This is a genomic window from Psychrobacter sp., from assembly GCF_018260395.1.
In the GTDB taxonomy this organism is placed as follows: domain Bacteria; phylum Pseudomonadota; class Gammaproteobacteria; order Pseudomonadales; family Moraxellaceae; genus Psychrobacter.
On record NZ_JAGLBC010000008.1, the window covers coordinates 1 to 24165 of the forward strand.

A 24165-nucleotide genomic window follows, 5' to 3' on the forward strand; every position below is an offset into this window, starting at 1 on the left:
TATATTATCTCAAGTTTATTTAGTGAATTATCTATTAGCCTAGTATTTTTAAGTATACTATTTTTAAGCATAGTATTTTTAAGTATAGTATTTTAACCAGTCAGTAATTTGATAACTTAATACTTTAATAACTCAATTCTTTAATAAGCTATTCATTTGATAAAAGTAATTCATCTTATAAATAAGCAGTTTGACAACAATGTGGCCCTACTAGCGAGGACAATAATGAAGAATTTTTTAATCAAAACAACTTTAGTTGCTTCAGTATCAGCAATGGCTTTAACAGGCTGTAGCTCTACCACCAACTCAGGTGTTATCGGTAGTGACAGACAACAGCTTTTATTGGTTTCTAATGAACAAGTATTGCAAATGTCTGCCCAAAGCTACAACCAATTGTTATCACAAGCCAATGCCAAACGTGCGCTAGATACTGACCCTGCACAATTGGCTCGTCTACAACGTATTGCCAAAAACCTGATTAATCAGGCTGAACTGTATCGTAGTGATGCCAAAAGTTGGCAATGGGAAGTTCATACCATCAAATCTAATGAGCTGAATGCTTTCGTACTACCAGGTGGTAAAATCATGTTCTACTCCGGTATTATTGATAAGTTAAATCTAACGGATGCGGAAATTGCAGCCATTATGGGGCATGAAATGGCACATGCTATTCGTGAACATACCCGTGAGCGCATTTCAAGCGAATACGCAACACAAGCTGGTATTGGTATTGCAGCTAGCGTCTTTGGACTGTCTCAAGGTCAAGCACAGTTAGCTAACCTTGCAGGTGATTTAGGTGTTTCTCGTCCAAACAGTCGCACTCAAGAGGCGGAAGCTGATAAGATTGGTTTGGTACTTATGGCCAAAGCTGGGTATGATCCAAATGCTGCAATTTCTTTATGGAAAAAAATGCAAAATGCCAGCCAAGGCGAACCACCTCAATTTTTAAGTACTCACCCTTCAAGCTCTAGCCGTATCTCTAACTTACAAGCTCTAATTCCTAGTGTTATGCCGTATTATACCAGTAGCAATAAGCCTAGATAAATTAAGCTTATCTACGTGAACAGGTCTTTTTTTAAAACAGCCTACTGCTTTGCACAGGCTGTTTTTTTATGTCCAATTAAACCCTAATTTAATTTAAATATTGCTCTATTGATTGCAGACTACCACTAGAGCAAAGCTATTGATAACTGTTAATATAGAGTCTATAAATATAACATTGTCTGTATCAGCGTCATTAAGTTTTATGGCTATCATTAGGAGAAAAAGCTTGCAAACCCAAAGTGAAATAAGACAACGTATAGAAGCGCTGAACCCCACTCATATAGAGTTAATTAATGAATCCAAGAATCATTCTGGCTACTTTGAGGGTAAGGAGAGTCACTTTAAACTGACGGTGGTTAGCCCAGAGTTTGAAGCTAAAAGACGAGTCGCTAGACATCAGCTGATATATGGACTAATGGATAATTTGATGACCAGTCAAGGTGGCACCATTCATGCTTTAGCTATTCATGCTTATAGCCCTGAAGAGTGGCAACAGCAAAATCAAACCGTACCTGCCAGTCCACTTTGTGCCAGTCAGAATAAACAATAAATATAAATATAATTATCATAAATTTTAAGGGCTAGGAGACTGGCTAAGGACACTTATGAAACACTTACATATGCTAATGGCGGTAATTACCGTAATCCTTTTTTTATGGCAAAGCTATTTGGTAATGACCAAAGGAAAACGTTTTGACAAAAAAGGCAAGATTGCGACTCACGTGGTTTATGCCTTATTGATCATCTCAGGGGTTCTAAATGTCATGCCGCTGTTATCAGCGAATGCACCCCTACAATGGGTCGCTGCCAAAATTATATTACTGGTGGCTGCAATAAGTGCTAGTATTAAAGCCTTTAAAGCGACTGCTACACCTTCTCAGAGTAAAACAGGAATCTTTATCGCTTTTATCGCTTATGTGGCTATCTTTATTTTAGCGTTCGTTAAGCCTGGCAACTTTATGTAAGGCTATTGGCCTAACTCAGTCAGCTAAAAATAATTGGTTAACAAAATATAATGAGTTAACAATTGAGCCTTTATTGCCCTGTATAATCTATAGCTAACTAAACCATTCATTTAGGAACTGATATGCCAAAACTTAGCGTTAAAACTTTAATAACCTCTACTACAGTTGCAGCAAGCGTACTGCTTCTAGGCGGCTGTGCCAGTACTGGTAATGTCTCACCTCAGTATATTCCGCCAAGTACCTATCAAACCTACGACTGTAATGCTTTGTCTCAAGAATATAATCGCATTCAAAGCTACGTTAACAATGAGAGCAAAACCTATTCAGGCATAACCACGACAGGTGTGGGTGTGGGTATTTCAGCCGGACGTTGGGGTATTTCTCCAAATATTAATATTGGTCTGGGTCAAAGTAGCAATAACGATGCGCGCAATGCAAAGCTATCGCGTCTATATGGTGAACGTGATGCAGTGGTACAATCTGCGCGTATGAAACAATGCGCCTTTGCCACCAATCTAAAAATATATGGCGAAAAATAGGAGTGAGATTGACTATTTAGTTAGCCATACCTTAAATTAAATTAGGTAGGTTTATTAGTTTAGGTTACATTTTTATTAAAGCATAAAGACATGGACAGGCTAAGGAATAAGGCAACATTATCATGAGTCAGCCCACAACGAATACAGCCCATACTTTAGGTAATAACACTAATATAAATAAAAAGCCGGCTCATTTTGAGCGATCTGATCATCAGCGTGTGGTGATTACCGGTATGGGTGCTATTACTCCGCTTGGATTGGATGTTGATACCACTTGGCAACGTTTAATTGCTGGTGAAAGTGGTATCAAACCTATTACCCATTTTGATGCCTCAACTTATCGTGCTCAGTTTGCAGGGACTATTGAAGATTTTGATGTCAGTCAATTTATGGCTGCAAAAGAGGCGCGTCGATATGATGCTTTTATCCATTATGGCGTTGCCGCTGCCAGTATGGCATTAAAACAAGCCGGCTATATAGAACAAGTTTCTGCAGAACCTGCACCGGTTAAAAATGTTGACGCCAATCGTTTTGGCGTCATTATTGGGGCAGGTATTGGTGGTCTACAGACGTTGGAAGACAATCGTGATGCGCTTGCCAATCAAGGTATACGCCGTGTCTCTCCGTTTACTCTGCCCGGCGCCATTATCAATATGGCAGCTGGCATGGTGGCCATTAAGCACAATTTACGCGGGCCTAATTTAGCCACTGCCACTGCTTGCACCTCGGCGGCTCATGCTATTGGTTTAGCCGCACGACTCATTGCTTATGGCGATTGTGACGTAATGCTGGCTGGTGGCAGTGAAAAAGGCTCTAGCCCATTAGGTATGTCCGGATTTGGCGCAATGGGTGCTTTATCAACTCGCAATGACGACCCCACTCGTGCTAGCCGTCCGTTTGATAAAGATCGTGATGGATTTGTATTAGGTGACGGTGCAGGAGTTTTAGTACTTGAAAGTTTAGCGCATGCCAAAGCTCGCGGGGCAACTATTTTAGCAGAGTTGGCAGGTTTTGGTATGAGTGACGATGCGCACCATATTACTGCCCCGCCAACCAATGGTGACGGTGCCGCCAGAGCTATGATGATGGCCATACAAGATGCTGGAATTGACCCTTGTGAGATTGGCTATATCAACGCGCATGGTACCAGTACCTCAGCGGGCGATGTCGCTGAATCTAGAGCCATTGAGGGCTTATTCGAAGCTTGTAAAGACAAATTATTGGTCAGCTCTACCAAATCCATGACAGGGCATTTACTAGGCGCTGCGGGGGCAATAGAATCCATATTTAGTATTCAAGCTTTACTTGAGCAAACGGTTCCCCCTACCATTAATCTAGACAATGTAGATGAGAAATGTCATTTAGACTATGTGGCCAATACGGCACGGTTAGTTAACGACTTAACCTATACCATGTCAAATAGTTTTGGATTTGGCGGTACCAATGGTTCGTTAATCTTTGCACGATGGACGGATTAACCACTGTTAATTTGTCTAACTTCATTTCGCTGAATAAACTGGCCTAAATCAACTGGTCTTACTAAACTGGCCTGAATTATTTTGTGTCAATTAAACTGTCTTAAGCTAGCAATGTACTGCTATGATTTAGATCTATATTATTAAATTTTAAATCGATCTATTCGCATATTAAGCGCCCGCTCTTTATTTTAATTATTTATCCCTTTCAAACTTCTATGGAGACAAGTTAACATGGCACAAGTTGCGTTCTCACACCAATTTTCCCATCACTGGAGCAATGCACCGCAAGCTGTCAAAGATGCTTTGTTGCAAGAGTTTGAAGACATTATGGAGCTGCTTGACGTAGACACAGACCTAGAAACGTTTGAGTTTACAGTACCTGATCTGCATGCTCATATCGAAGCTATAAATGCAAAGATTGCAGCACAAGAACAAGCTGCCAGCGTTGAACAAAATAGGCTCGAGACTGAACGCTTAGAAACCGAACATTTAGAGAACGAAAATAGTGAGTTTGAGTCTCTTGAAGCAGAGAGATTACAGCATGAGCAGCAAGCAGCGGAGCAACAACGTATCTTTGATGCAGAAGAAGCTGCTTATTTAGCTACTATCGAGCAACCACAAGCCGAACTGTTAGATGCTGAGTCTCAAGATTTAGAAGTCATAGGCATAGACGAGGATTGTGAGCTAGTTGAAAGTAGCGATGAATCACTCAGCGATGATAAGGGCCATATATTAGCCAATGAAACCGAGGCTAAAGACGCATTTCATGAAGCTGAAACTAATACTGAAAATATAATCGTAATTAAAGCCAATGCAATGCCTGAAGCTCAAACAAAGCTTACACCAGTTATGGAACCTGAATCACAACCGGAACATATAGCAACCAAAATCAGCGAGCCAGAACCCCATATCGTTGCGCCAGCTGCATTCGCTTTTGATACGACTTTACCCACTACTGAGCTAGATGAAGACTTTATTAAAGAGCTTGAAAACCGTATTGATGACTATTTAGCCGATCAATTGACCGCTATGTCAGAGGACTTAAAATCTTGGTTACACGAACAAGTGGCCAGCCGTCTTAATCGAAATAAATAACTAACGACACTGAACTAAACTATAGTAAATAACCAAGGTTCAGGCATTTATCACATTACTCATGCAAAACTTTATAAATGGTATTGGCCATTACACTTCCAATACCATTAACCCCTTCAAGCTCTTGTTGCGATGCCCCTAGTAATTGTTGTAATCCGCCAAAGTGATTTAATAAATCACGACGACGTTTTTCGCCCAATCCTGGAATAACTTCGAGTACCGATGTTGAGCGGCGTTTATCCCGCTTTTTACGATGTGCTGTAATGGCAAAACGATGCGCTTCATCACGGATATTCATGATCAAGTGTAGCGCTTTTGAGTCCATTGGCAGATCTAAAGGCTCATGATTAATAAAGTGCAGCACTTCAAGTCCCGCCTTACGCCCTTCTCCTTTTGCGACGCCAATAAGCAAAGTATCATTTAAGATACCCAACTCAGTTAGCACATTTTTTGCCATGTTTAACTGACCTTTACCGCCGTCAACAATCAACACATCGGGTAATGGGTGCTTCTTATAACGACGGTTCAATGCTTGCGCCATAGCAGCATAATCATCACCATCTTGAACACCATGAATGGCATATTGACGATAATCTCGTTTGCGTGCCCCGCCTTGGTCAAATACCACACAACTTGCTATAGTTGCCTCTCCCATGGTATGCGAAATATCAAAACATTCAACTCTATCGATATTATTTTGAGTTACTGGCTTAAGCACTTCTTTTAAAGCGCCAAACCTAGCGTGCAACTCTAAATAATCGCCAAGCTTGGTTTTTAGAGCATTCGTGGCATTTAGCTTGGCTAGATCCAACCACTGCGCGCGGTGCTCACGAACATTGGTCTTAATACTGGTCTTAGCTTCGAAATGCGTACTTAATGCTTCTTGCAAGGCATCTTGATCAGGTAGCTCATGACTAATGATAATCTCTAAAGGCAAGTCGTCGGTCACTTGGAAATAAAATGAGGTTATAAATGCCGACAAATTATCCTCAATCGGCTCACTACTATCGACATCAGGGAAGTAATTTTTACCGCCTAAGACCCGGCCTCCCCGTACTGTAAGCACATTGACACAGGTCATGCCGGCCTGACTGGCAATAGAGATAACGTCTGCTTCACCCTGCACAGTATAAACCGCTTGGCGAGACTGGACTTCGCGTAGCATAGACAATTGATCGCGATAAAAAGCCGCTTTTTCGAAATCTAAATCATCCGCTGCGACCTCCATCTTGTCTATCAATGCTGTGTGAATGTCACTAGAGTCGCCTTTTAAGAAACGAATAGTATTTTGCACATCGGTCGCATAATCTTCTGGAGATACCAATCCCACGCAGGGCGCACGACAACGCTTGATTTGATACTCTAGGCAAGGACGCTGACGTTGGCGAAAGAAGGTATTGGTACATTGGCGCATTTGAAACATCTTTTGCATCAGTACTAACGTTTCTTTCGCTGCATACGCTGAAGGGAAAGGCCCAAAAAACTTACCTTTTTGATGTTTGGCTTTGCCGCGCCCATAGGCCAATCTAGGGTAAGGCTGATCGGCAGATATAAACACATATAAATAAGATTTATCATCACGAAGTAGTACATTATACGGGGGGCGATATTCTTTAATTAGGTTTTGTTCAAGCAATAACGCTTCGGTTTCACTGCGAGTGATAATGGTTTCAATATTATGAATGCGGGATACTAGCGCTCGTGTCTTGGGATGATCTATTGTTTTAGCAAAGTAGCTATTTACTCGGCTTTTAAGGGACTTAGCCTTGCCTACGTACAAGATATCACCATGTTTACCGAGCATTTTATACACACCGGGTAAATTGGGCAGGCGCTTAATCAAATGCTTAAGGCGCAGCTGTTTATCATGCCCTGCCACTTGCTCATTATCCATTGCTGTTGTCGACGTATTGACCATAATTTTCGAAACCAAAAATATTTAACATATTTGTATTTATGGGGCCCTAAAGCCTTTATTACAAGCTGATATATCCTTGTAGACAAACATTCCCTAGCAAACAAACATTCTCTTGTAGACAAACATAGCAGAGCTGGGAAGAAGGTATAAAAACTCAAATTTTGCTTTTCCAATTGCTCGTAGGTAATGGATAAAGAAAGTCGCTCATCAAGCTTGTATTTAGATAGCAAAAAACCCTCAACCTTTTCAGATTGAGGGTTTTTCCTGATAACACATGATTACCAGCTCTTTTTGGTATACAACTAATTAATGCTTTAGCCTAATATTAGGATCAGCCTAGATGTATTAGATTCCTGGCGCAGTTTGTACTGCATCTGGAACGCCTGCGTCAGTTTTAGTTTGAACATCTTCACGACGTGATAACTTTTCGCGGATACGAGCTGATTTACCAGAACGCTCACGTAAGTAGTAAAGTTTCGCACGACGTACAGCACCACGACGTTTAACTTCAATGCTATGAATAACTGGTGAATGTAACTGGAAAGCACGCTCAACACCGATGCCGCTTGAGATTTTACGAACGGTGAATGCAGAGTTAAGACCACGGTTACGCTTAGCGATTACCACGCCTTCAAAAGCCTGAAGACGCTCACGGTCACCTTCACGTACTTTTACTTGAACCACTACAGTATCACCAGAAGAGAAACTAGGACGCTCAAGTAGTTGTGAATTTTCAACTGCTTGTACTAATGGATATGCATTACTCATGAGATTGCTCCTCACATGGGACGGCATAGGCTAAGTCGCATACCACCCGTTTATAATAATAACCCCTCTCACTCAATAACGAGCTCAAAGGAGAAACAGGAATAAGAAATTAAGTTTTTGACTGCCATTGATACTCGATCAATAGCACTAATTAACCTATGATGACCTTAGCTTCGGACTTTGTCAGTTTAAGTAAGGACATTAATTAAGGGCATTAGTTGGAATCTGGTATAAATAAAATAATTAAGCTAAGCGCATATAAAGACGTTTCTGGGTCTATCCCATTACGACTTTAGGTCATGTTTAACTTTTTTGAGCAAGCGAGCCTGCTCTGCATTCGGGGTAAATTTTTGCCACAAGTCAGGTCGCCTTTGTTGGGTACGCTCAACTTGTTGCACAAACCGCCACTGTGCAATATTGGCATGATGACCAGACAATAAAACTTCTGGCACCATTAAACCTTCAAAGTTATGAGGCTTAGTATAATGTGGACAATCAAGCAGCCCTTCAACAAACGAGTCTTGCTCAGCGGACTGTGCATCACCCATTACATCGGGCAATCTTCGAATAACGCTGTCCATTAATACCATTGCCGGAAGCTCACCGCCAGTCAATACAAAATCCCCAATTGAAATTTCCATATCAACATAACGCTGTATAAGTCGCTCATCAATACCTTCATAGCGACCACATAACAAAATCATTGCATCATAATGACGTGATGCCACCACCGCTTGTTCATCTAATTTATCGCCTTGCGGAGATAAATAAATAACGGGACAATGCTCTGAATCTGTAGCACAGCCATTTAGACTGGCTTGCGATTTGGCATAATCTATGGCTTTAGCCAAAGGTTCTGCCATCATTACCATACCTGGTCCACCCCCAAAAGGGCGTTCATCAATACGGCGATAATTGTCTGTCGTAAAATCTCGAGGATTTATGCAATCGATTATGACTTGATTATTTTGTACAGCTCTACCAGTGATACCAAACTCGCTTATAGCGGTAAACATTTCAGGTAGTATGGTGATGACAGCGAAATACAAAAGGTCACCTCCAAACTTATTCAAAATAATTGTCAAATATCAAAACAGCTGATAGCATTATAAAAACAATTCAAATTAAAAGACCTAATTAAAAATCTCTTAAAAATCACGTTCCCAATCAACAACCATCTGCCCAGCAGCCAAATCTACAACATCGACAGTTTGTTTGTGCCAAGGAATCATTCGAGGTTCGTCGTCGATACTATCGCTACTAGGCACTACCTCCATAATAGGGTGTGCACCGGTTTCAAATAGCTCTTTAACAGTACCAAGACATTCGTGTTGTTTATTAATGACCTTTAAGCCAACCAAATCAGACCAGTAATACTCGTCTTCAGCAGTGCCAGGTAAGCTGTCTTTATCAATCCAAATGCTAACGCCATTCATGGTCTCAGCAATATTACGATCAGGTACCTGCTCAAATTGAGCCACTATACCAGATCCTTGCTTACGCCATTCAGTGACAGTCAACGGTTTAAACCCTGTTGCTGTCTTCATCCACCAAGGCGAATAACTAAAAATAGCTTCTCGATCCTCAGTTTCACTAAAAACCCATAACCAACCTTTAATGCCGTATGGTTTTTTTAGCTGCCCTACTTTCATAAGACTGTCAGCGTTTGGTGTTGTCATAAGACCTGCTCAGCCACAATTAATAAAAAAACAATTACTCAAAACTGCATTGCAATGAGATACTATCCCATTGCAAAACAAATTATGTCTTAAGCAGTTACTTCTTCAGTAGCAGGCTTATAACCTTTAGCTAATGCTTTAACGCGGTCTGAAGGCTGTGCGCCTTTTTCGATCCAAGCATTATAAGCATCCATGTCTAGACGAAATTCAACTTCTTGACCTTTCGCTAATGGGTTATAAAAACCTAAATTTTCGATGTAACGGCCATCGCGTGAACGACGTTGATCTGCTACAACAACTTGATAGAATGGGCGTTTTTTGGCACCGCCCCGTGCTAAACGTATAACAACCATTTGAGTTCTCTCTTCCGTAGGTATACCAAAAAGGGCATAATTATATCAGAATTCTAATGACTTGGAAACCTTTTACTTAATTAAAACTGTAACCCTTGTTAAATTACTAAGCGATATCCCAATGACTAATACATCTTCACGTTCCGTTTTGTCTCGATTCGGTTCTAGACCTTATTCAAACACTTGGCAGACAACGCTTGCCGTTATGTTAATGGTGACGGTAAGTGTGGTACTGTCTATCTGGTTTTTTTGGCGAAGTCTATATTTGCCTGAGTTAAAAAACCATGCTCGCTACCTTACTACCGAGCTTAAATTGGTTACAGCAACTCGTGAACATTGGGCTAACAATGAAGAAATAAAACGATGGATTTTGGCCAATAATCATGTTGTGGTCGTAGATGACCCCAGTCATTTTCCTGATGTGTCTGATAAAGCTGTGGTTGGGTTTTTTACCGATATTATTCAGCAAGAAATCAGCCAACAACTAGGCCGTGATGTTGTGGTTTATTTTAAGTTTAAACCGACACCGCAACTGTGGGTTCAGGATACAGCATCGCCAGAGTTTTGGATACGTGAACCTGTTATATTTTATGCTCAATACAGCCCAAGTTCTCTGATATTTTTCTTATTTGGTATTCCCTTATTCACTTTATTGACCATCTTGCTACTGGTGCGTCAACTTAACCGTCCCCTTCGTAAGTTACAGCAGGCCGCCACCAACTATATTCGCTTAGGCAGTGCCACTACTTTACCCACAAACTCTGGTAGCACTGAGATTCGCCGAGTTAATATGGCTTTTAATCGATTATTTAGCACCTTAAACCAAGCACAAAAAGAGCGTACCATTATGCTTGCAGGTATCTCCCATGATTTACGTACCCCGCTAACCCGTATGCGTTTAACTGCTGAAATGCTGCCTGATGAGTTCTTTCGAGAGGGGCTGATTTATGACATTGAGGATATGGATGCAATTTTGGAGCAATTTATATCCTTTATGAAAGACGGTTCAGATGAGCCGGTTCGCTTAACGGATCTAGACAATATATTTCAAGAAATCATGGTCCAATTTGCCCCGCTTGAATTTATTTATCAAACCGATGGTTTAAGAGAAGTTGCAGTGCGACCTTTATCTATCAAACGCTTGATAGTCAATCTAATCGTTAATGCTCAGCGTTATGGCAAACCGCCTATTTATTTGACTGCGACCATTACCCCGACTTTTAACTCTCAGAACATTGATCATGATGATGAAGTTTCAGTTTCAACCCCTGGTATCGTTCGTAAAGCAAAAGAACAATTAATTATATGTGTACGTGATTGTGGTACAGGAGTGGCAAAGGAGCATCTACAGCGCATTATGCAGCCTTTTGAGCGAGGAGAATCAGCTCGCACTACTCAGGGTAGTGGTTTAGGCTTGGCTATCGTACAGCGCATCTCAGCCTTGCATCACGGTACGGTAGAAGCGATTAACCATCCTGAAGGAGGACTACAAGTCTGCGTCAGAATTCCGCTAGTGTCTCAAACTCAACCAAACATTGGTGATAATAATGGTGATAATACTGCTGATAACACTGTTGATGACATTGTTGATTGTTAAGATTCATGCCTATTATTTCACTAAGTTCAATGCTAAAGTGCTATTGTTATAACCATAAAAAAAGCCCAAGCTTTATTAGTAAACGCTAGGGCTTTATTCTTTATTGATGGTATTGGAATTGATAGTATTGAAATTGATGTTATTTAAATTAATATTATTGAAATAAATAATATTAAACTTAATCTTAGTCTATTTTCAATTATGAAGCTTTTAATTAGGCATAATTAGTCATTTACTCGTCACTTTCGATAATTTTACGTGCCCCTTTTTCTTGGGTTAATTGATCAGCCGAGATAGTTTGTGTTAAAGGTTTAATTGGCCAACGCATCGTGAACCTTGCCCCGCCAAGCTTGGGGCTTTCATCTACTGACATAGTACCATTAAACCAAAAGGCAATCCTTGACACAATGGACAAGCCTAATCCATAACCGCCAGACGCCCGAGTTCGACTGTCATCAAGACGGGCAAAGGGTACAAACACCTTATCTCTGTCTTCTTCTGCAATACCATGACCATCATCTTCTACGCTAACGTAAGCTTCTCCTTTACGCACACCGGCACTAATTATAATTTTAGTTTCAGCATAACGTAAAGCATTACCCGCTAAATTCTGAACCACACGGTGTAGATAGCGTCTATCCGCCACAGCGGTTACTTTTGATGATGGTGCTATACCTGTCACTTCTATCGGTTTACCTAATGCATTAGTCTCACGCACAATTTGGTCAACCAACTCTTTTAAGCTGACCGATTCTAGATCAAGCTTTGGTGACCCTTCTTCTAATTTAGCATAAGTTAAAATTTCATCAATGAGACCGTTTAATGATTCTATATCTTGATCTATATAATCACGCTGCATTTCACGTGACTCTTGGTCATCAGTATCAGCTAACATGTCTACTGCAAAGCGGATTCTAGCCACTGGTGTACGAAGTTCATGCGATACTGCCCGTGTTAACTCACGCTGTGATTCGATAAGGCGTTTGATATGTTCAATCATGGCGTTAAAAGTTGCTGCCAATCTCGCTATCTCATCTTGCCCCACCACTTGTACCTTCGTATCAAGATTGCCATCGCCTACATCGTTTACCCCTGATTGAATTAATTGAAGCTTTCTCTCTAGTGGGAAAATTAAGGCATAAACACCCAAGCTTATAAGGAACATACTGATTAAAACAACACTTATAATCAGGTTGAATGGGAACCATTTAAATAGACTAACAGGCCCAATGACCACAGCCATATTTTCTAACTCAGATGGGGCAATAATTTTGATAGAAGAGTCATCAGCTCGGGTACTATCGCGAAAAAGCATGACCACTTCATCTCTATCTAAACGCCGCAACTGATCATCATCTAAATCTAAACTATTGACCTTTTCTATACTCAGTGGAAAAGCAAATTGGTTTGATATTTCGTTCAACCGCTGTCTTTTACTTTTAAGGTCCTTGTAATAGGACAAATCATTTAATAATAAAACCGCCATAGCACGTACTTGTTGTTCGGTGACTTTGCTGATACGCACTGTAATGACATTATCTTCCCCCGGAATAGGGTGAAAGATATCGGCATGAGCAGGCTGGGCCACATAACGAACAACGGTCTTATTTTCTTCAAGACGCTTTAATTCACTGGCTTTAAAATCAATTTTAGATCTAGGTTGGATGCTAAAGTTATTACCAAATAACTGACTTATATCGTTAAGCCAATACTCACGCTGCGTTTCTGAGGATTGTTGCTGCAGGCCAGAGCTTACTAAGTATAAGGCACCTGAAGCCACGTTTTCTCGATACGCTTGTACACGCTCTTTGTTAATGGTATCTACCAATAATTGGGCAAATAGCGCTACAAATAGACAGACCAATAATAACCCTGCATAAATGCGTAGAAAAATACTGTGTTTTAATGATGAGAATATTGGCATACGAAATCTAATAAATTTTATTTTGTCCTAGTTTACCCTAAATTAAGTTTTTAACCTAACCAGTTACGTGTCTTGATATCAGTTCAATTATATCGTTTTAACCGTACTTTATTATTTTATATTTTGTTGTTTAGGAACAAGAAATGTAATAATGATAGGCTTAGGTGTAGATAAAGCATAATAATTGGCATCATATAAAAAGCTTTAAATTCTAGACATAAAAAAAGGCCAGTTAAAATCTGACCTTTATCTAAGCACTGTGGTTTAAATCTTTGTAATTAAACGCTAAAGACTTATATCATCCAATGACATTATCACCTAAAGACTTCATTACATAGTTAGGTTTAATTGCCTTCTTTAACGAATAAATAACCTTTACTACGTACCGTCTTGATGCGTTTTGGATTTTCAGGATCATCGCCAATCTTAGGTCGGATACGTGAAATACGAACGTCGATTGAACGATCTTGTCCGTCATACTCAATACCACGTAAACGTTCAAATATATCTTCTCTAGATAAAATACGACCTGCGTTAGAAGCCAATAACCATAATAGGTCATATTCAGCACTGGTGAAATCAACCAACTCACCATTTAGAGTCACTGATCGGCCACCGTTATCGATAACCAATTCACCGAACTCTAGACGCTGTGGTACTTCTTCTGAAGGTGCATTGTCAGAACGACGTAATAAAGCACGGATACGAGCCAATAAAACACGAGGTTGTGCAGGTTTTGCCACATAATCGTCCGCACCCATCTCAAGACCTAGTACTTGGTCCATATCTTCGGTACGTGCCGTTAGCATTAAAATTGGGCTATGATAGTGAGGACGTACTTCACGACATACCGTTAGGCCATCACTGCCTGGCAACATAACATCAAGTACAACCAAATCAGGCTGTTCATTAATGATACGACGTATAGCACGATTACCATCAGTTTCAATGGCCACATCCATACCATTTTTTACCAAATAATCTTGGGTTAACATGGCCAAACGCTCATCATCTTCAACGATCAAAATTCGTGGAGTTTGTTCTTCTTCAGTTGTTGACATCTTTAATTCCTCAAAAAAATGAAACCTAAAGTAGGTTCTTTTTTAACGTATTCAATTAGATATATTAATAAACCGTTACAAGTCTTACTAAATATACATTAATCCATAATGTAAAAAGTAATATACGTAATCTTAGCACATAAAAAAACAGCCTAATATAGGCTGTTTGATTATTTTGATAAGTAGTTAACACTTACTCAACAGTTGCCACCAGTAGACATAGCCAACCTTATGCACGGTTACGATATTTTCTAATCGTTTGTAGCTGAGCCACAGACTCTGCCAGTGAAGCCAATGCAGCATTTGTTTGTAAAGTATCCGACTGATTAACCAGCATTTGTTCTGCTTGCTTACGAGCTTCAACAATTTTTGCTTCATCTAAGTCATCTGCACGTACTGCAGTGTCTGCAAGTACTGTGATTAGCTTAGGCTGAACTTCTAGAACCCCACCCGATACATAGATAACTTCTTCGCTACCGTCCGGTAATTGGATTCGCATTGAGCCCGGCTTTAATAGTGTGATAAGAGGAGTGTGCCCCGCTAAGATACCTACTTCACCTTCACTACCCGTCGCAATTAACATACTGATCTCACCAGCATAAATCTCTTCACGAGCACTAACTACTCGGCACTGTAAGGTTGCCATGCGACTCTCCGTTATTTACTCATTAACTTACTAGTTAATATTTAAATTAATTTATCGATAGACGGTAATTATCAATATATCTAAGCATGACTTGATTTGATCATATCATGCTTAAATCTATAGCTAATTAATTTCTAAGTGGTCAGCTTTAAGCTAAGCCGCTTTCGACTTTAATTTCTCAGCTTTGGCCACAACTTCATCGATGCTACCAGCCATATAGAATGCTTGCTCTGGAAGATCGTCATACTTACCATCTAAGATATCACGGAAACTTGAAATGGTATCACGAAGTGAAACGTATTTACCTGGTGCACCAGTGAATACTTCAGCAACATGGAATGGCTGTGATAAGAAACGCTGAATTTTACGAGCGCGGTATACGACCATTTTATCTTCTTCAGAAAGCTCATCCATACCTAGAATAGCAATGATGTCTTTAAGTTCTTTATAACGCTGTAGAACTTCCTGAACACCACGAGCAACATTATAATGCTCTTCACCGATTACCAATGGATCTAACTGACGAGAAGTTGAATCAAGTGGGTCAATCGCTGGGTAAATACCTTGAGATGCGATATCACGACTTAGTACAACTGTAGCATCTAAGTGAGCAAACGTAGTAGCTGGTGATGGATCTGTTAAGTCATCCGCAGGTACATATACCGCTTGGATAGAAGTAATAGAACCGGTCTGAGTAGAGGTAATACGCTCTTGTAAAACACCCATCTCTTCAGCTAATGTTGGCTGATAACCCACAGCTGATGGCATACGACCTAATAGAGCTGATACTTCAGTACCCGCTAGTGTGTAGCGGTAGATGTTATCAACGAATAATAGAACGTCTTTACCTTTACCGTTTTCATCAGTCTGATCACGGAAATACTCAGCCATAGTTAGACCAGTCAGTGCAACACGTAAACGGTTACCCGGTGGCTCATTCATCTGACCATAAACCATCGCAACTTTTGAGTTTGTGAAGTTTTCTACATCAACAACACCCGCTTCTTGCATCTCGTGGTAGAAATCGTTACCTTCACGAGTACGCTCACCTACACCAGCAAATACTGATAAACCTGAGTGTTTAAGAGCAATGTTATTAATCAATTCCATCATGTTTACGGTTTTACCAACACCGGCACCACCAAACAGACCAACTTTACCACCTTTAGCGAATGGGCAAAGTAAGTCAATTACTTTAATACCCGTTTCTAAAAGATCGGTACTATTGGCTTGTTCGTCATATGAAGGCGCTTGACGGTGAATTGACCAATGATCAACAGAATTTACTGGACCTTGTTCATCAATAGGTCGACCCAATACGTCCATAATACGACCTAAGGTTGCATCGCCAACTGGTACTGTAATTGGAGCACCAGTATTGGTTACTAACAAACCACGCTTAAGACCTTCAGTAGATCCCATTGCAATAGTACGAACCACACCATCACCCAGCTGTTGCTGAACTTCTAATGTAGTATCCGTACCGTCAACAACCAATGCATCATAAACTTGAGGCACGTCAGTGCGGGTAAATTCGACGTCAATAACTGCGCCAATAATCTGTACTATACGACCGCTACTCATGGCGTTCTCCTTGAACTTCTAAAAATATAGGTATGTCAATTAGGAAACAGCAGCAGCACCGCCGACAATTTCCGAAATCTCTCGGGTAATTGCCGCTTGACGCAGCTTGTTATAAACTAACTGTAAATCATTAATTAGGTCACCAGCATTATCCGTAGCTGCTTTCATAGCTACCATACGTGCTGACTGCTCTGAAGCAATGTTTTCCATGACCGCTTGATATACGATTGACTCAATATAACGGCCTAACAAACCATCAATTAGGGTTTTAACATCAGGCTCATAGATATAATCCCAACTCAATTCAGTTTGGATACCTGAACTTGAATCAACCGCTTCATTTGGAAGTGGCACCAGTTGATTGACAATAGGTTTTTGTGTCATTGCGTTCACAAATTTATTATAAACCACAAAAATGCGATCTAAGTGTCCCTTAGCATAGTCATCTAGCATGGCTTGTACTGGAGCATTTAATTGCTCAAAGCTAGGATTATCACCGTAATCTGTAACTGCTGAAGTTACTTTGCCACCAAAACTCTTAAAAAAGCTAACGCCCTTAGAGCCTATTACAGCAAACTCAGCTTGCACTGACTGGTTTTGAAATTCTTTGACATGATGCATCAACTCTTTAAATAGGTTGATATTCAATCCACCTGCCAAACCACGATCAGAAGTCACTAATATATAGCCGACACGGTTTACTTGACGGTTAGTCATATAAGGGTGCTTATAGTCTGAAGAAGCGTTTACTAAGTGTGATACCACTCGACGCATATTATCAGAATAAGGACGACCAACTTCCATACGCTCTTGAGCACGGCGCATTTTACTGGCGGCTACCATTTGCATTGCACGCGTAATTTTCTGCGTACTTTTAATGCTAGTAACCTTAGCACGAATTTCTTTTAAACTTGCCATAACAATTCCAATTCGGCGGGGTTTAAATGAGGATTAATCTATTACTCACATTTCAACTAGTGCGATTAGCTTAACTAATCGCACCTTTTATAACTTAAAACGTGTGGTTTTGTAAGAACGTTTCTACTGAAGCTTTTAAACGGCCTGCAATATCATCATTATAGTTTGCAGTGTCGTTGATTTCTTTCATAAGATCAGCTTGTTCGTCATACATATAACGCAGGTAAGCTGCTTCCCAGGCGCCGATTTTTTCAACTGGGATATCAGACAAGTAACCTTCGTTTGAAGCATAGATAACCGCGGATTGTTCAGCTACAGACATTGGGGCATACTGCTTCTGTTTCATAAGTTCAGTAACACGCTCACCATGATCTAGTTGTTGCTTGGTAGCATCATCTAGGTCAGAAGCAAACTGGGCAAATGCCGCTAGTTCTCGATACTGAGCCAATGCAGTACGGATGCCGCCTGATAATTTTTTAATGATCTTAGTTTGAGCAGCACCACCAACACGTGATACTGAAATACCAGCGTTAACCGCAGGACGAATACCCGAGTTAAATAAACTGGATTCTAAGAAAATCTGACCATCGGTAATAGAGATTACGTTGGTTGGTACGAAAGCAGATACGTCACCAGCTTGGGTTTCAATGATAGGTAACGCAGTTAAAGAACCTGTTTGACCTTTTACTTCACCCTTAGTGAACTCTTCTACATACGCTGCGTTTACGCGTGATGCACGCTCAAGTAAACGTGAATGAAGATAGAATACGTCACCTGGATAAGCTTCACGACCTGGTGGACGACGTAATAGTAAAGAAATCTGACGATAGGCTACTGCTTGCTTTGATAAATCATCATATACGATTAAAGCATCTTCACCGCGGTCACGGAAGTACTCACCCATTGTACAACCAGAATATGGTGCAATATACTGTAAAGCAGCTGGTTCAGAAGCTGATGCCACGACAACTGTGGTATAAGCCAATGCACCGCTTTCTTCAAGCTTACGTACTACGTTAGCAATAGTAGAGCGCTTTTGACCAATGGCCACGTATACACACTTAATACCAGATGTTTTCTGAGCAATAATGGCATCGATAGCCAATGCAGTTTTACCCGTTTGACGGTCACCAATGATAAGCTCACGCTGACCACGACCGATTGGAATCATGGTATCAACAGCTTTGTAGCCTGTCATTACTGGCTCATCAACTGATTGACGAGCAATAACACCTGGTGCAATTTTTTCTACTTTATCAGTAAGCTTAGCGTTGATAGGGCCTTTACCATCAATAGGGTTACCCAAAGCGTCAACGACACGACCAAGTAACTCAGGACCTACTGGTACTTCTAAAATACGGCCAGTACAGTAAGCTTTTTGACCTTCTTGAAGACCTAGGTAATCACCCAAAACAACCGCACCTACGGAGTCTTGCTCAAGGTTCAATGCCATACCATAGACATCGCCTTCAAATTCAATCATCTCACCGTACATTGCATCTTCAAGACCATGAATCTGTACAATACCATCAGATACTTTGACAATAGTGCCTTCATTCTTAGCGGTTGCACCTGTATCAAGGTCTTGAATTCGCTGCTTAATCAGTTGACTGATCTCTGCTGGATTCAATTGTTGCATTGCCTTGTTTCCTTTAATTTGTGATTGCCTGCTTACTCGCCGGATATAAAGCTTAAGAATCTTCAAAGAAATGATACGAAGATAAAATAGAGTTTAAGCTCTTAATAATAATTTATTTACATTACAAATTAACTTGTAAGCATATTTAACTATCATTATTAATAATGCGTTAAGCAGTTAGCTGTGTTTTTAACTGTTTTAATTTTCCACGCACCGAGTCATCAACAAGCTTGTCGCCAATTTTAATGGTGGCACCCGCTAATAAACTAGGATCTACATCTTCTTGAAGAATCACAGAAGCTTTTAGTGACTCTTCTAATCGACTTTGAATCATCGTACGCTGAACGTCATCTAATGGATAAGCAGACGTAATATATACATTAATCTGCTTCAAAGTCTTAGCACGATGTAAACGATATTGTTCTAATACTTGGGGTAATAGACTCAAACGTTCTTGCTCGGCAAGTTGATGCACAAAATTTTTGATTGGGGTTGTTGCTACTGATAAACGAGAAGACGCTTGCCCTTGAGTAGAGATAACATGATCATCATAAATACTGATTAGTGTCTCAGCTTTTTGATCGATGGTAACTGCGGGGTTATCAAGCATTTGCACAAAGGCAGAATCACCGACCACGTTGCTTGCGATCAACAAGAAATCTTCCCACTCGCCAATGACTGAGTTTTCAAACGCATAATCAAATGCTGCCTTGGCATAGGGTCTCGCTAGTGTAGATAATTCAGCCATTATGTCCTCTTAGCCACAAATTTTATTTAAAACTTTATATAAAACAAACCAAGTATAAAAAGTTGATTCATGACAATCAGCCTTATATCGCTTAGCTATAAACTCAAATCAACTTACTAAAGCATAATTTAAAAAGTTCTATAAAGCTGAAGCCAATTCACTTCAGCCTAGTAACGATAAATCTTAAGACTAATATATATCACTTATAAGTTAGCTACCAGTTTGTAGATGACTTATTAAAAAATAACTTATTTTATAAATTACAATTTAGCAGCTAAATCTTCTAACATTTTGGCATGCTGATGTACATCAACTCTCTCTTTAAGAATTTGTTCAGCACCTAAAACTGCAAGCTCAGAAACTTGAGTGCGTAAACTCTCACGTGCTTGATTAATTTCGAGATCGATTGACTCACGGGCTTGCTGACGAATACGTTCGCCTTCAACTTCTGCCTGTACTTTTGCTTCTTCGATAAGCTGGTTTGCGCTTTTATTTGCCTGTTCAATCAGTGCAGCAGCTTTTACTTTAGCAGTAGCAAGCTCTTGTTCTACCGATTGCTCAGCATTTGCTAAGTCTAATTTTGCCTTTTCAGCTGCATTCAGACCTTCAGCGATCTTACGCTGACGCTCTTCAATAGCACCCATTAACGCAGGCCAAATAAACTTCATGCAAAATAATACAAAAAATGCAAACGCTATGGACTGACCGATTAGGGTTAGATTGATATTCACACGATCACCTCTTTATTAATAAAAATCAGGATCATTGACCATTCGATATCTGATAAAGCTTTCTAAGTCATTGCGAATGGTCAACAGGGCTCACTGATGTTTAAATTAAGCTAGAGGGTTAGCGAATAATAATAACATCGCAATACCAACACCAATCATTGGTACCGCATCAAGAAGACCGGCTACAATGAACATACGAGTCTGCAACTGTGAGCCAAGCTCAGGTTGACGTGCTACGCCTTCTAGAAACTTACCACCTAAAATAGCAAAACCAATGCCTGTGCCTAAAGCGCCAAAACCAATTAGTAATGCAACTGCGATAACTGTGTAACCACCTAATACTGGATCCATTGATGTATCCTCATTTACCTAAGAAAAAAACTTTAATTAATGTTCAGTTTGTGACGCTAACGATAGATAAACTATGGTTAACATCATAAACACGAACGCCTGAAGTGTAATAATTAAGATATGGAAAATCGCCCAAGGTACTGACAGTGCCCATTGAATCCAAAATGGCATTAAGGCAATCAATACAAAAATCAATTCACCGGCATACATGTTACCAAATAGACGTAAACCAAGCGAAATAGGTTTAGCAATTAGAGTAACAAACTCTAAGATGAAATTGATCGGGATTAAAATAATTTTTGCAATTGGATTTTTAGCGCTAAATGGATGAAGTGTTAACTCACCAACAAAGCCTCCAAGTCCCTTTTCTTTGATACTATAATAGATAATCAAAGCAAACACTGAAAAAGACATTCCAAGTGTTACGTTAGGGTCAGTGGTTGGTACAATCTTAAAGAATACATGATGAGGATCATGACCCATAGCCGCACCAATTTTTTGTGCGATATGCGGAACATAGTCGATGGGTATTAAGTCCATCAAGTTCATTAAGAATATCCACACAAAGATTGTTAACGCTAAGGGTGCAATTAATTTTGACGTACCGTTATATGAATCACGAACGTTGGTGTCCACAAAATCCACAACCATTTCAACTGCTGATTGTAACTTACCTGGAACACCTGATGTTGCTTTTTTAGCAACTATCCAAAATAATGCACAAAAAAGAATACCTAGGCCAATTGACCAAAGCATTGAATCCAAATGAATGGCCATAAAGCCCATTTCACCTGCTTCTTTAGCTGTATGAGCAACCTTCCAACCTTCACCGGGTAAGTAGCCGTAAGTCCAGTTGGTCAAATGGTGCGCAATATAATCAGTCGAGGATATTTCAGCTGCCATAATCTAAGCTTCTTATAAGTGTGTGTTAACCTTTAAATCAATTAGCAAAAAATGCATATTCATACGCTTGCATCATTCTTGGCTAATTAATTAATGGCGCTCAAAAATTTTCTACTTATATTAAAGTAGACAAGTAGACAAGTAGAACTGTAAAGATATTGTTGATTTTTTAGGTTATATTTCAGCTTTGTAACTTCATTAGAAAAATTCATTTAATTCTTCACGCACATCATACACTATTTATTGAGTATTTTAAGCACTTAATACCTATAACTTATCACCTAAAAAGATGACTATAGAAATAGTAACTTAATTAACTTATTAGCGGTAATAGCCTTGAATGATTGTATTATGTAACAGCTAATGCAAGATAGTTATAGACTTTAATAGTTTTTTGAGAGGCTAAAAAAGTGGCCTATCTGCATCATAATAAATCCAACCATGACAGCGACAGCAGAAAACGACTCTACAGTCATGAAAATAATGCTAAAACCGCTAATTACTATAATCCATTTGATAATTTGACCGATATACATTTGGCCAACGATATTATGTCTAAATTTGGCACCCGTAGATCTAAAAACAAACCAACTAAATACAGACTGCGCTAACCAATTCAGCATGGCTCCTAAAGCCACGCTTTTTGCGATAACCAGTTGTATTTGATCATTAGCCTCAAGGCTTGAGCCTTTAGAAAAAAACGACAGATCAATAATGCAAGCAATGACAATTATGGCTAGTAGCAAGCCAACCCTATACAAGGCCTGTTGACGTAATCTCTTTCGCTGCATCGCTTTGCGCTGTGATGCGCGTAACGGCATATTTGAAGGATTTGACATATCTTTTCTATTGACCAAAACGCGAACTATTATAAAGACAGCTTATAGTTAAAGCAAGAAAAAAGGTAGCTTTTGTCAAATAGTTTTATTATGCAAATCTGTAAATAATTATTGAAGTGCCTTCAAATATGTCTACGACCATTTAAATGATTTATTAGTTGATAATTATTATATCAATCATATCTAAGCTAGCCGATACAACGATTGATATTGGTCGCCAATTTAAGCCAACCTGATACAAAATCAGTGGCGGCACTCATATCTTCTTGCTGAACAGTGCTATTCACTGGATTTAACTTATTCAATGCTCCTTTATTGTTCTCAGTTTGCAATACCATACACATAGTTGGTTTGGGTCGGGTTGAGTTTAGCCAAACAAATTGACTAGCTTTAGGTGGAAGATGATGATCAGAGGTAAGGGCGCCAGCCAGCTTTAAATTCAAGGCAGATTCTATGTAGCCAAAAGCATCGTGATACGCCCAGTAAGGTCTTGGTTTGGATGTTTTGCTTTGAGCCTGCAACACTGCCTGATTCATCTGTTTTTCAAAATTACGCACGTTGGTGGCATAAACGGCTTTATATTTCGGATTGGCTCGGCTATAAAGAGATCCTAATGCTCGAGTGATAGCCTTTGCATTTTCAGGCTCTAACCAAATGTGCGGATCTAAAGTTCCCGCAATAGGCTGTGCTTTAATATCTCGTAATGGTCGGCGCTTGAATGCGTTGAAGCTAAATAAACTTATACTATTTGCACTTTTACCCACAGAGTTGACTAGATTTGACTCAAGTTCATTACCAAACCAAACCACATAGCGACTGTCTTTAACTGTTTTAATAGCACTAGGACTTAAGGTTCCATGATGCCCGACGTCACCAGGCTGTAATAATAATTTTCCAGAAGGCGCACCCTTGGTTACTGCTTCACTCAACAAAAATAACGGATAATTACTGATCGCAATTTCGGTTTTATTTGTAACAGATGCAGGTAAAGAGGCTAGTGGTATGCTTGGTTGATTAATAGCCGCTCTTTTGGGTGTGGGGGTATGTACTTCATTGTGTTCTTCGTGTTGTTCATGCTCGTGTTCCTCATGCTCATGTTCTTCATGAGCGTGTTCCTCATGAGCGTGTTCTTCATGAGCGTGTTCCTCATGCTTGTGATCACTAGCTGTTGCTAAAGTAGAGGCTGTTATAATTGCAGAAGTGGTAAGACTACCTATCAATAGACGCTTTAGGGAAATAATAATTGGATTTAGATATTCTGTAGCTGTAGACATAGCAATCTCTATAATTAAAATTAAAGTAGTGTTACAAGGATGGAATAAAAATGGTTAAATACAAAATGTATTACTAAAGAATGTATAACTAAACCATTATTTATCAGATAT

At 39.8% G+C, this 24165-nt stretch carries 24 protein-coding genes; 7 read left to right on the plus strand and 17 right to left on the minus strand.

What is annotated here, in order from left to right; genetic code table 11:
• Positions 1-225: 225 nt before the first annotated feature.
• The 6 genes from QZ265_RS01510 to QZ265_RS01535 all read left to right on the plus strand — a co-directional run bounded on the left by QZ265_RS01510 (position 226) and on the right by QZ265_RS01535 (position 5121).
• On the plus strand, positions 226-1044 hold the full coding sequence (locus tag QZ265_RS01510; protein WP_296402679.1) for a M48 family metallopeptidase: 819 nt from the start codon (positions 226-228) through the stop codon (positions 1042-1044).
• Positions 1045-1270: 226 nt separating this feature from the next.
• Positions 1271-1594: a BolA family protein gene (locus QZ265_RS01515; RefSeq protein ID WP_296402681.1), complete on the plus strand. Its 324-nt coding sequence runs from the start codon at positions 1271-1273 to the stop codon at positions 1592-1594.
• Positions 1595-1649: 55 nt separating this feature from the next.
• Positions 1650-2009, plus strand: a complete 360-nt coding sequence (locus QZ265_RS01520) for a SirB2 family protein (protein ID WP_296402683.1) — start codon at positions 1650-1652, stop codon at positions 2007-2009.
• Positions 2010-2131: 122 nt separating this feature from the next.
• Positions 2132-2548: a hypothetical protein gene (locus tag QZ265_RS01525; RefSeq protein WP_296402685.1), complete on the plus strand. Its 417-nt coding sequence runs from the start codon at positions 2132-2134 to the stop codon at positions 2546-2548.
• A 122-nt stretch (positions 2549-2670) separates the two neighbouring features.
• Positions 2671-4026 (plus strand): beta-ketoacyl-ACP synthase II, encoded by a 1356-nt coding sequence (gene fabF / locus QZ265_RS01530; protein WP_296402687.1) that lies wholly within the window; start codon positions 2671-2673, stop codon positions 4024-4026.
• 231 nt (positions 4027-4257) lie between these two features.
• Positions 4258-5121: a hypothetical protein gene (locus QZ265_RS01535; RefSeq protein WP_296402689.1), complete on the plus strand. Its 864-nt coding sequence runs from the start codon at positions 4258-4260 to the stop codon at positions 5119-5121.
• A gap of 55 nt (positions 5122-5176) precedes the next feature.
• Here the strand turns inward: QZ265_RS01535 and uvrC are convergent, their stop codons facing one another.
• The 5 genes from uvrC to rpsP form a co-directional block, all read right to left on the minus strand.
• The gene (gene uvrC, locus QZ265_RS01540; RefSeq protein ID WP_296402746.1) at positions 5177-7015 is read right to left on the minus strand and encodes an excinuclease ABC subunit UvrC; all 1839 of its coding nucleotides are present in this window, start codon (positions 7013-7015) and stop codon (positions 5177-5179) included.
• Positions 7016-7384: 369 nt separating this feature from the next.
• A complete protein-coding gene (gene rplS / locus QZ265_RS01545) occupies positions 7385-7807 on the minus strand; it encodes a 50S ribosomal protein L19 (RefSeq protein ID WP_296402691.1) in 423 nt (140 codons plus the stop codon).
• A gap of 284 nt (positions 7808-8091) precedes the next feature.
• Complete coding sequence (gene trmD / locus QZ265_RS01550) at positions 8092-8856, minus strand: tRNA (guanosine(37)-N1)-methyltransferase TrmD (RefSeq protein WP_296402693.1); 765 nt, start codon at positions 8854-8856, stop codon at positions 8092-8094.
• 99 nt (positions 8857-8955) lie between these two features.
• A complete protein-coding gene (rimM, locus tag QZ265_RS01555) occupies positions 8956-9486 on the minus strand; it encodes a ribosome maturation factor RimM (RefSeq protein ID WP_296402695.1) in 531 nt (176 codons plus the stop codon).
• A gap of 89 nt (positions 9487-9575) precedes the next feature.
• Positions 9576-9839: a 30S ribosomal protein S16 gene (gene rpsP, locus QZ265_RS01560; RefSeq protein ID WP_296402696.1), complete on the minus strand. Its 264-nt coding sequence runs from the start codon at positions 9837-9839 to the stop codon at positions 9576-9578.
• A 121-nt stretch (positions 9840-9960) separates the two neighbouring features.
• On the opposite strand from rpsP, the gene QZ265_RS01565 reads away from it, so the two are divergent.
• Positions 9961-11436: an ATP-binding protein gene (locus QZ265_RS01565; RefSeq protein WP_296402698.1), complete on the plus strand. Its 1476-nt coding sequence runs from the start codon at positions 9961-9963 to the stop codon at positions 11434-11436.
• A 232-nt stretch (positions 11437-11668) separates the two neighbouring features.
• Here QZ265_RS01565 and QZ265_RS01570 read toward each other — a convergent pair whose 3' ends face one another.
• The 12 genes from QZ265_RS01570 to QZ265_RS01625 form a co-directional block, all read right to left on the minus strand.
• Positions 11669-13360: an ATP-binding protein gene (locus tag QZ265_RS01570; RefSeq protein ID WP_296402700.1), complete on the minus strand. Its 1692-nt coding sequence runs from the start codon at positions 13358-13360 to the stop codon at positions 11669-11671.
• Positions 13361-13704: 344 nt separating this feature from the next.
• Entirely contained in the window at positions 13705-14421 is a 717-nt protein-coding gene (locus QZ265_RS01575) for a response regulator (protein ID WP_296402702.1), read from the minus strand.
• Between the two features lie 229 nt (positions 14422-14650).
• On the minus strand, positions 14651-15067 hold the full coding sequence (locus QZ265_RS01580; protein ID WP_296402704.1) for a F0F1 ATP synthase subunit epsilon: 417 nt from the start codon (positions 15065-15067) through the stop codon (positions 14651-14653).
• 153 nt (positions 15068-15220) lie between these two features.
• Positions 15221-16651, minus strand: coding sequence for a F0F1 ATP synthase subunit beta (gene atpD / locus QZ265_RS01585; protein WP_296402706.1), 1431 nt, complete (start codon positions 16649-16651; stop codon positions 15221-15223).
• Positions 16652-16690: 39 nt separating this feature from the next.
• The gene (atpG, locus tag QZ265_RS01590; RefSeq protein ID WP_296402708.1) at positions 16691-17569 is read right to left on the minus strand and encodes a F0F1 ATP synthase subunit gamma; all 879 of its coding nucleotides are present in this window, start codon (positions 17567-17569) and stop codon (positions 16691-16693) included.
• 94 nt (positions 17570-17663) lie between these two features.
• Positions 17664-19208: a F0F1 ATP synthase subunit alpha gene (atpA, locus tag QZ265_RS01595; RefSeq protein ID WP_296402709.1), complete on the minus strand. Its 1545-nt coding sequence runs from the start codon at positions 19206-19208 to the stop codon at positions 17664-17666.
• A 169-nt stretch (positions 19209-19377) separates the two neighbouring features.
• Positions 19378-19956 (minus strand): F0F1 ATP synthase subunit delta, encoded by a 579-nt coding sequence (locus QZ265_RS01600; RefSeq protein ID WP_296402711.1) that lies wholly within the window; start codon positions 19954-19956, stop codon positions 19378-19380.
• Between the two features lie 260 nt (positions 19957-20216).
• Entirely contained in the window at positions 20217-20687 is a 471-nt protein-coding gene (locus tag QZ265_RS01605; protein WP_296402714.1) for a F0F1 ATP synthase subunit B, read from the minus strand.
• A gap of 105 nt (positions 20688-20792) precedes the next feature.
• Positions 20793-21038, minus strand: coding sequence for a F0F1 ATP synthase subunit C (gene atpE / locus QZ265_RS01610; RefSeq protein WP_007394515.1), 246 nt, complete (start codon positions 21036-21038; stop codon positions 20793-20795).
• A gap of 36 nt (positions 21039-21074) precedes the next feature.
• Positions 21075-21941 (minus strand): F0F1 ATP synthase subunit A, encoded by an 867-nt coding sequence (gene atpB / locus QZ265_RS01615; protein ID WP_296402717.1) that lies wholly within the window; start codon positions 21939-21941, stop codon positions 21075-21077.
• Between the two features lie 383 nt (positions 21942-22324).
• Positions 22325-22780: an ATP synthase subunit I gene (locus QZ265_RS01620; protein ID WP_296402719.1), complete on the minus strand. Its 456-nt coding sequence runs from the start codon at positions 22778-22780 to the stop codon at positions 22325-22327.
• Between the two features lie 188 nt (positions 22781-22968).
• Positions 22969-24054, minus strand: coding sequence for a zinc ABC transporter substrate-binding protein (locus QZ265_RS01625; protein ID WP_296402720.1), 1086 nt, complete (start codon positions 24052-24054; stop codon positions 22969-22971).
• Positions 24055-24165 lie beyond the last annotated feature (111 nt).

What these genes read in the sequence shown, in the direction of transcription:
- QZ265_RS01580 (WP_296402704.1), bottom strand. Translation starts at nt 15,067, where the DNA reads ATGGCAACCTTACAGTGCCGAGTAGTTAGTGCTCGTGAAGAGATTTAT.
- atpE (WP_007394515.1), bottom strand. Translation starts at nt 21,038, where the DNA reads ATGGATCCAGTATTAGGTGGTTACACAGTTATCGCAGTTGCATTACTA.
- rimM (WP_296402695.1), bottom strand. Translation starts at nt 9,486, where the DNA reads ATGACAACACCAAACGCTGACAGTCTTATGAAAGTAGGGCAGCTAAAA.
- QZ265_RS01525 (WP_296402685.1), top strand. Translation starts at nt 2,132, where the DNA reads ATGCCAAAACTTAGCGTTAAAACTTTAATAACCTCTACTACAGTTGCA.
- QZ265_RS01535 (WP_296402689.1), top strand. Translation starts at nt 4,258, where the DNA reads ATGGCACAAGTTGCGTTCTCACACCAATTTTCCCATCACTGGAGCAAT.
- QZ265_RS01565 (WP_296402698.1), top strand. Translation starts at nt 9,961, where the DNA reads ATGACTAATACATCTTCACGTTCCGTTTTGTCTCGATTCGGTTCTAGA.
- QZ265_RS01620 (WP_296402719.1), bottom strand. Translation starts at nt 22,780, where the DNA reads ATGTCAAATCCTTCAAATATGCCGTTACGCGCATCACAGCGCAAAGCG.
- atpA (WP_296402709.1), bottom strand. Translation starts at nt 19,208, where the DNA reads ATGCAACAATTGAATCCAGCAGAGATCAGTCAACTGATTAAGCAGCGA.
- uvrC (WP_296402746.1), bottom strand. Translation starts at nt 7,015, where the DNA reads ATGGATAATGAGCAAGTGGCAGGGCATGATAAACAGCTGCGCCTTAAG.
- atpG (WP_296402708.1), bottom strand. Translation starts at nt 17,569, where the DNA reads ATGGCAAGTTTAAAAGAAATTCGTGCTAAGGTTACTAGCATTAAAAGT.
- rpsP (WP_296402696.1), bottom strand. Translation starts at nt 9,839, where the DNA reads ATGGTTGTTATACGTTTAGCACGGGGCGGTGCCAAAAAACGCCCATTC.
- QZ265_RS01520 (WP_296402683.1), top strand. Translation starts at nt 1,650, where the DNA reads ATGAAACACTTACATATGCTAATGGCGGTAATTACCGTAATCCTTTTT.
- QZ265_RS01600 (WP_296402711.1), bottom strand. Translation starts at nt 19,956, where the DNA reads ATGGCTGAATTATCTACACTAGCGAGACCCTATGCCAAGGCAGCATTT.
- QZ265_RS01570 (WP_296402700.1), bottom strand. Translation starts at nt 13,360, where the DNA reads ATGCCAATATTCTCATCATTAAAACACAGTATTTTTCTACGCATTTAT.
- QZ265_RS01510 (WP_296402679.1), top strand. Translation starts at nt 226, where the DNA reads ATGAAGAATTTTTTAATCAAAACAACTTTAGTTGCTTCAGTATCAGCA.
- atpB (WP_296402717.1), bottom strand. Translation starts at nt 21,941, where the DNA reads ATGGCAGCTGAAATATCCTCGACTGATTATATTGCGCACCATTTGACC.
- fabF (WP_296402687.1), top strand. Translation starts at nt 2,671, where the DNA reads ATGAGTCAGCCCACAACGAATACAGCCCATACTTTAGGTAATAACACT.
- QZ265_RS01625 (WP_296402720.1), bottom strand. Translation starts at nt 24,054, where the DNA reads ATGTCTACAGCTACAGAATATCTAAATCCAATTATTATTTCCCTAAAG.
- rplS (WP_296402691.1), bottom strand. Translation starts at nt 7,807, where the DNA reads ATGAGTAATGCATATCCATTAGTACAAGCAGTTGAAAATTCACAACTA.
- atpD (WP_296402706.1), bottom strand. Translation starts at nt 16,651, where the DNA reads ATGAGTAGCGGTCGTATAGTACAGATTATTGGCGCAGTTATTGACGTC.
- QZ265_RS01575 (WP_296402702.1), bottom strand. Translation starts at nt 14,421, where the DNA reads ATGTCAACAACTGAAGAAGAACAAACTCCACGAATTTTGATCGTTGAA.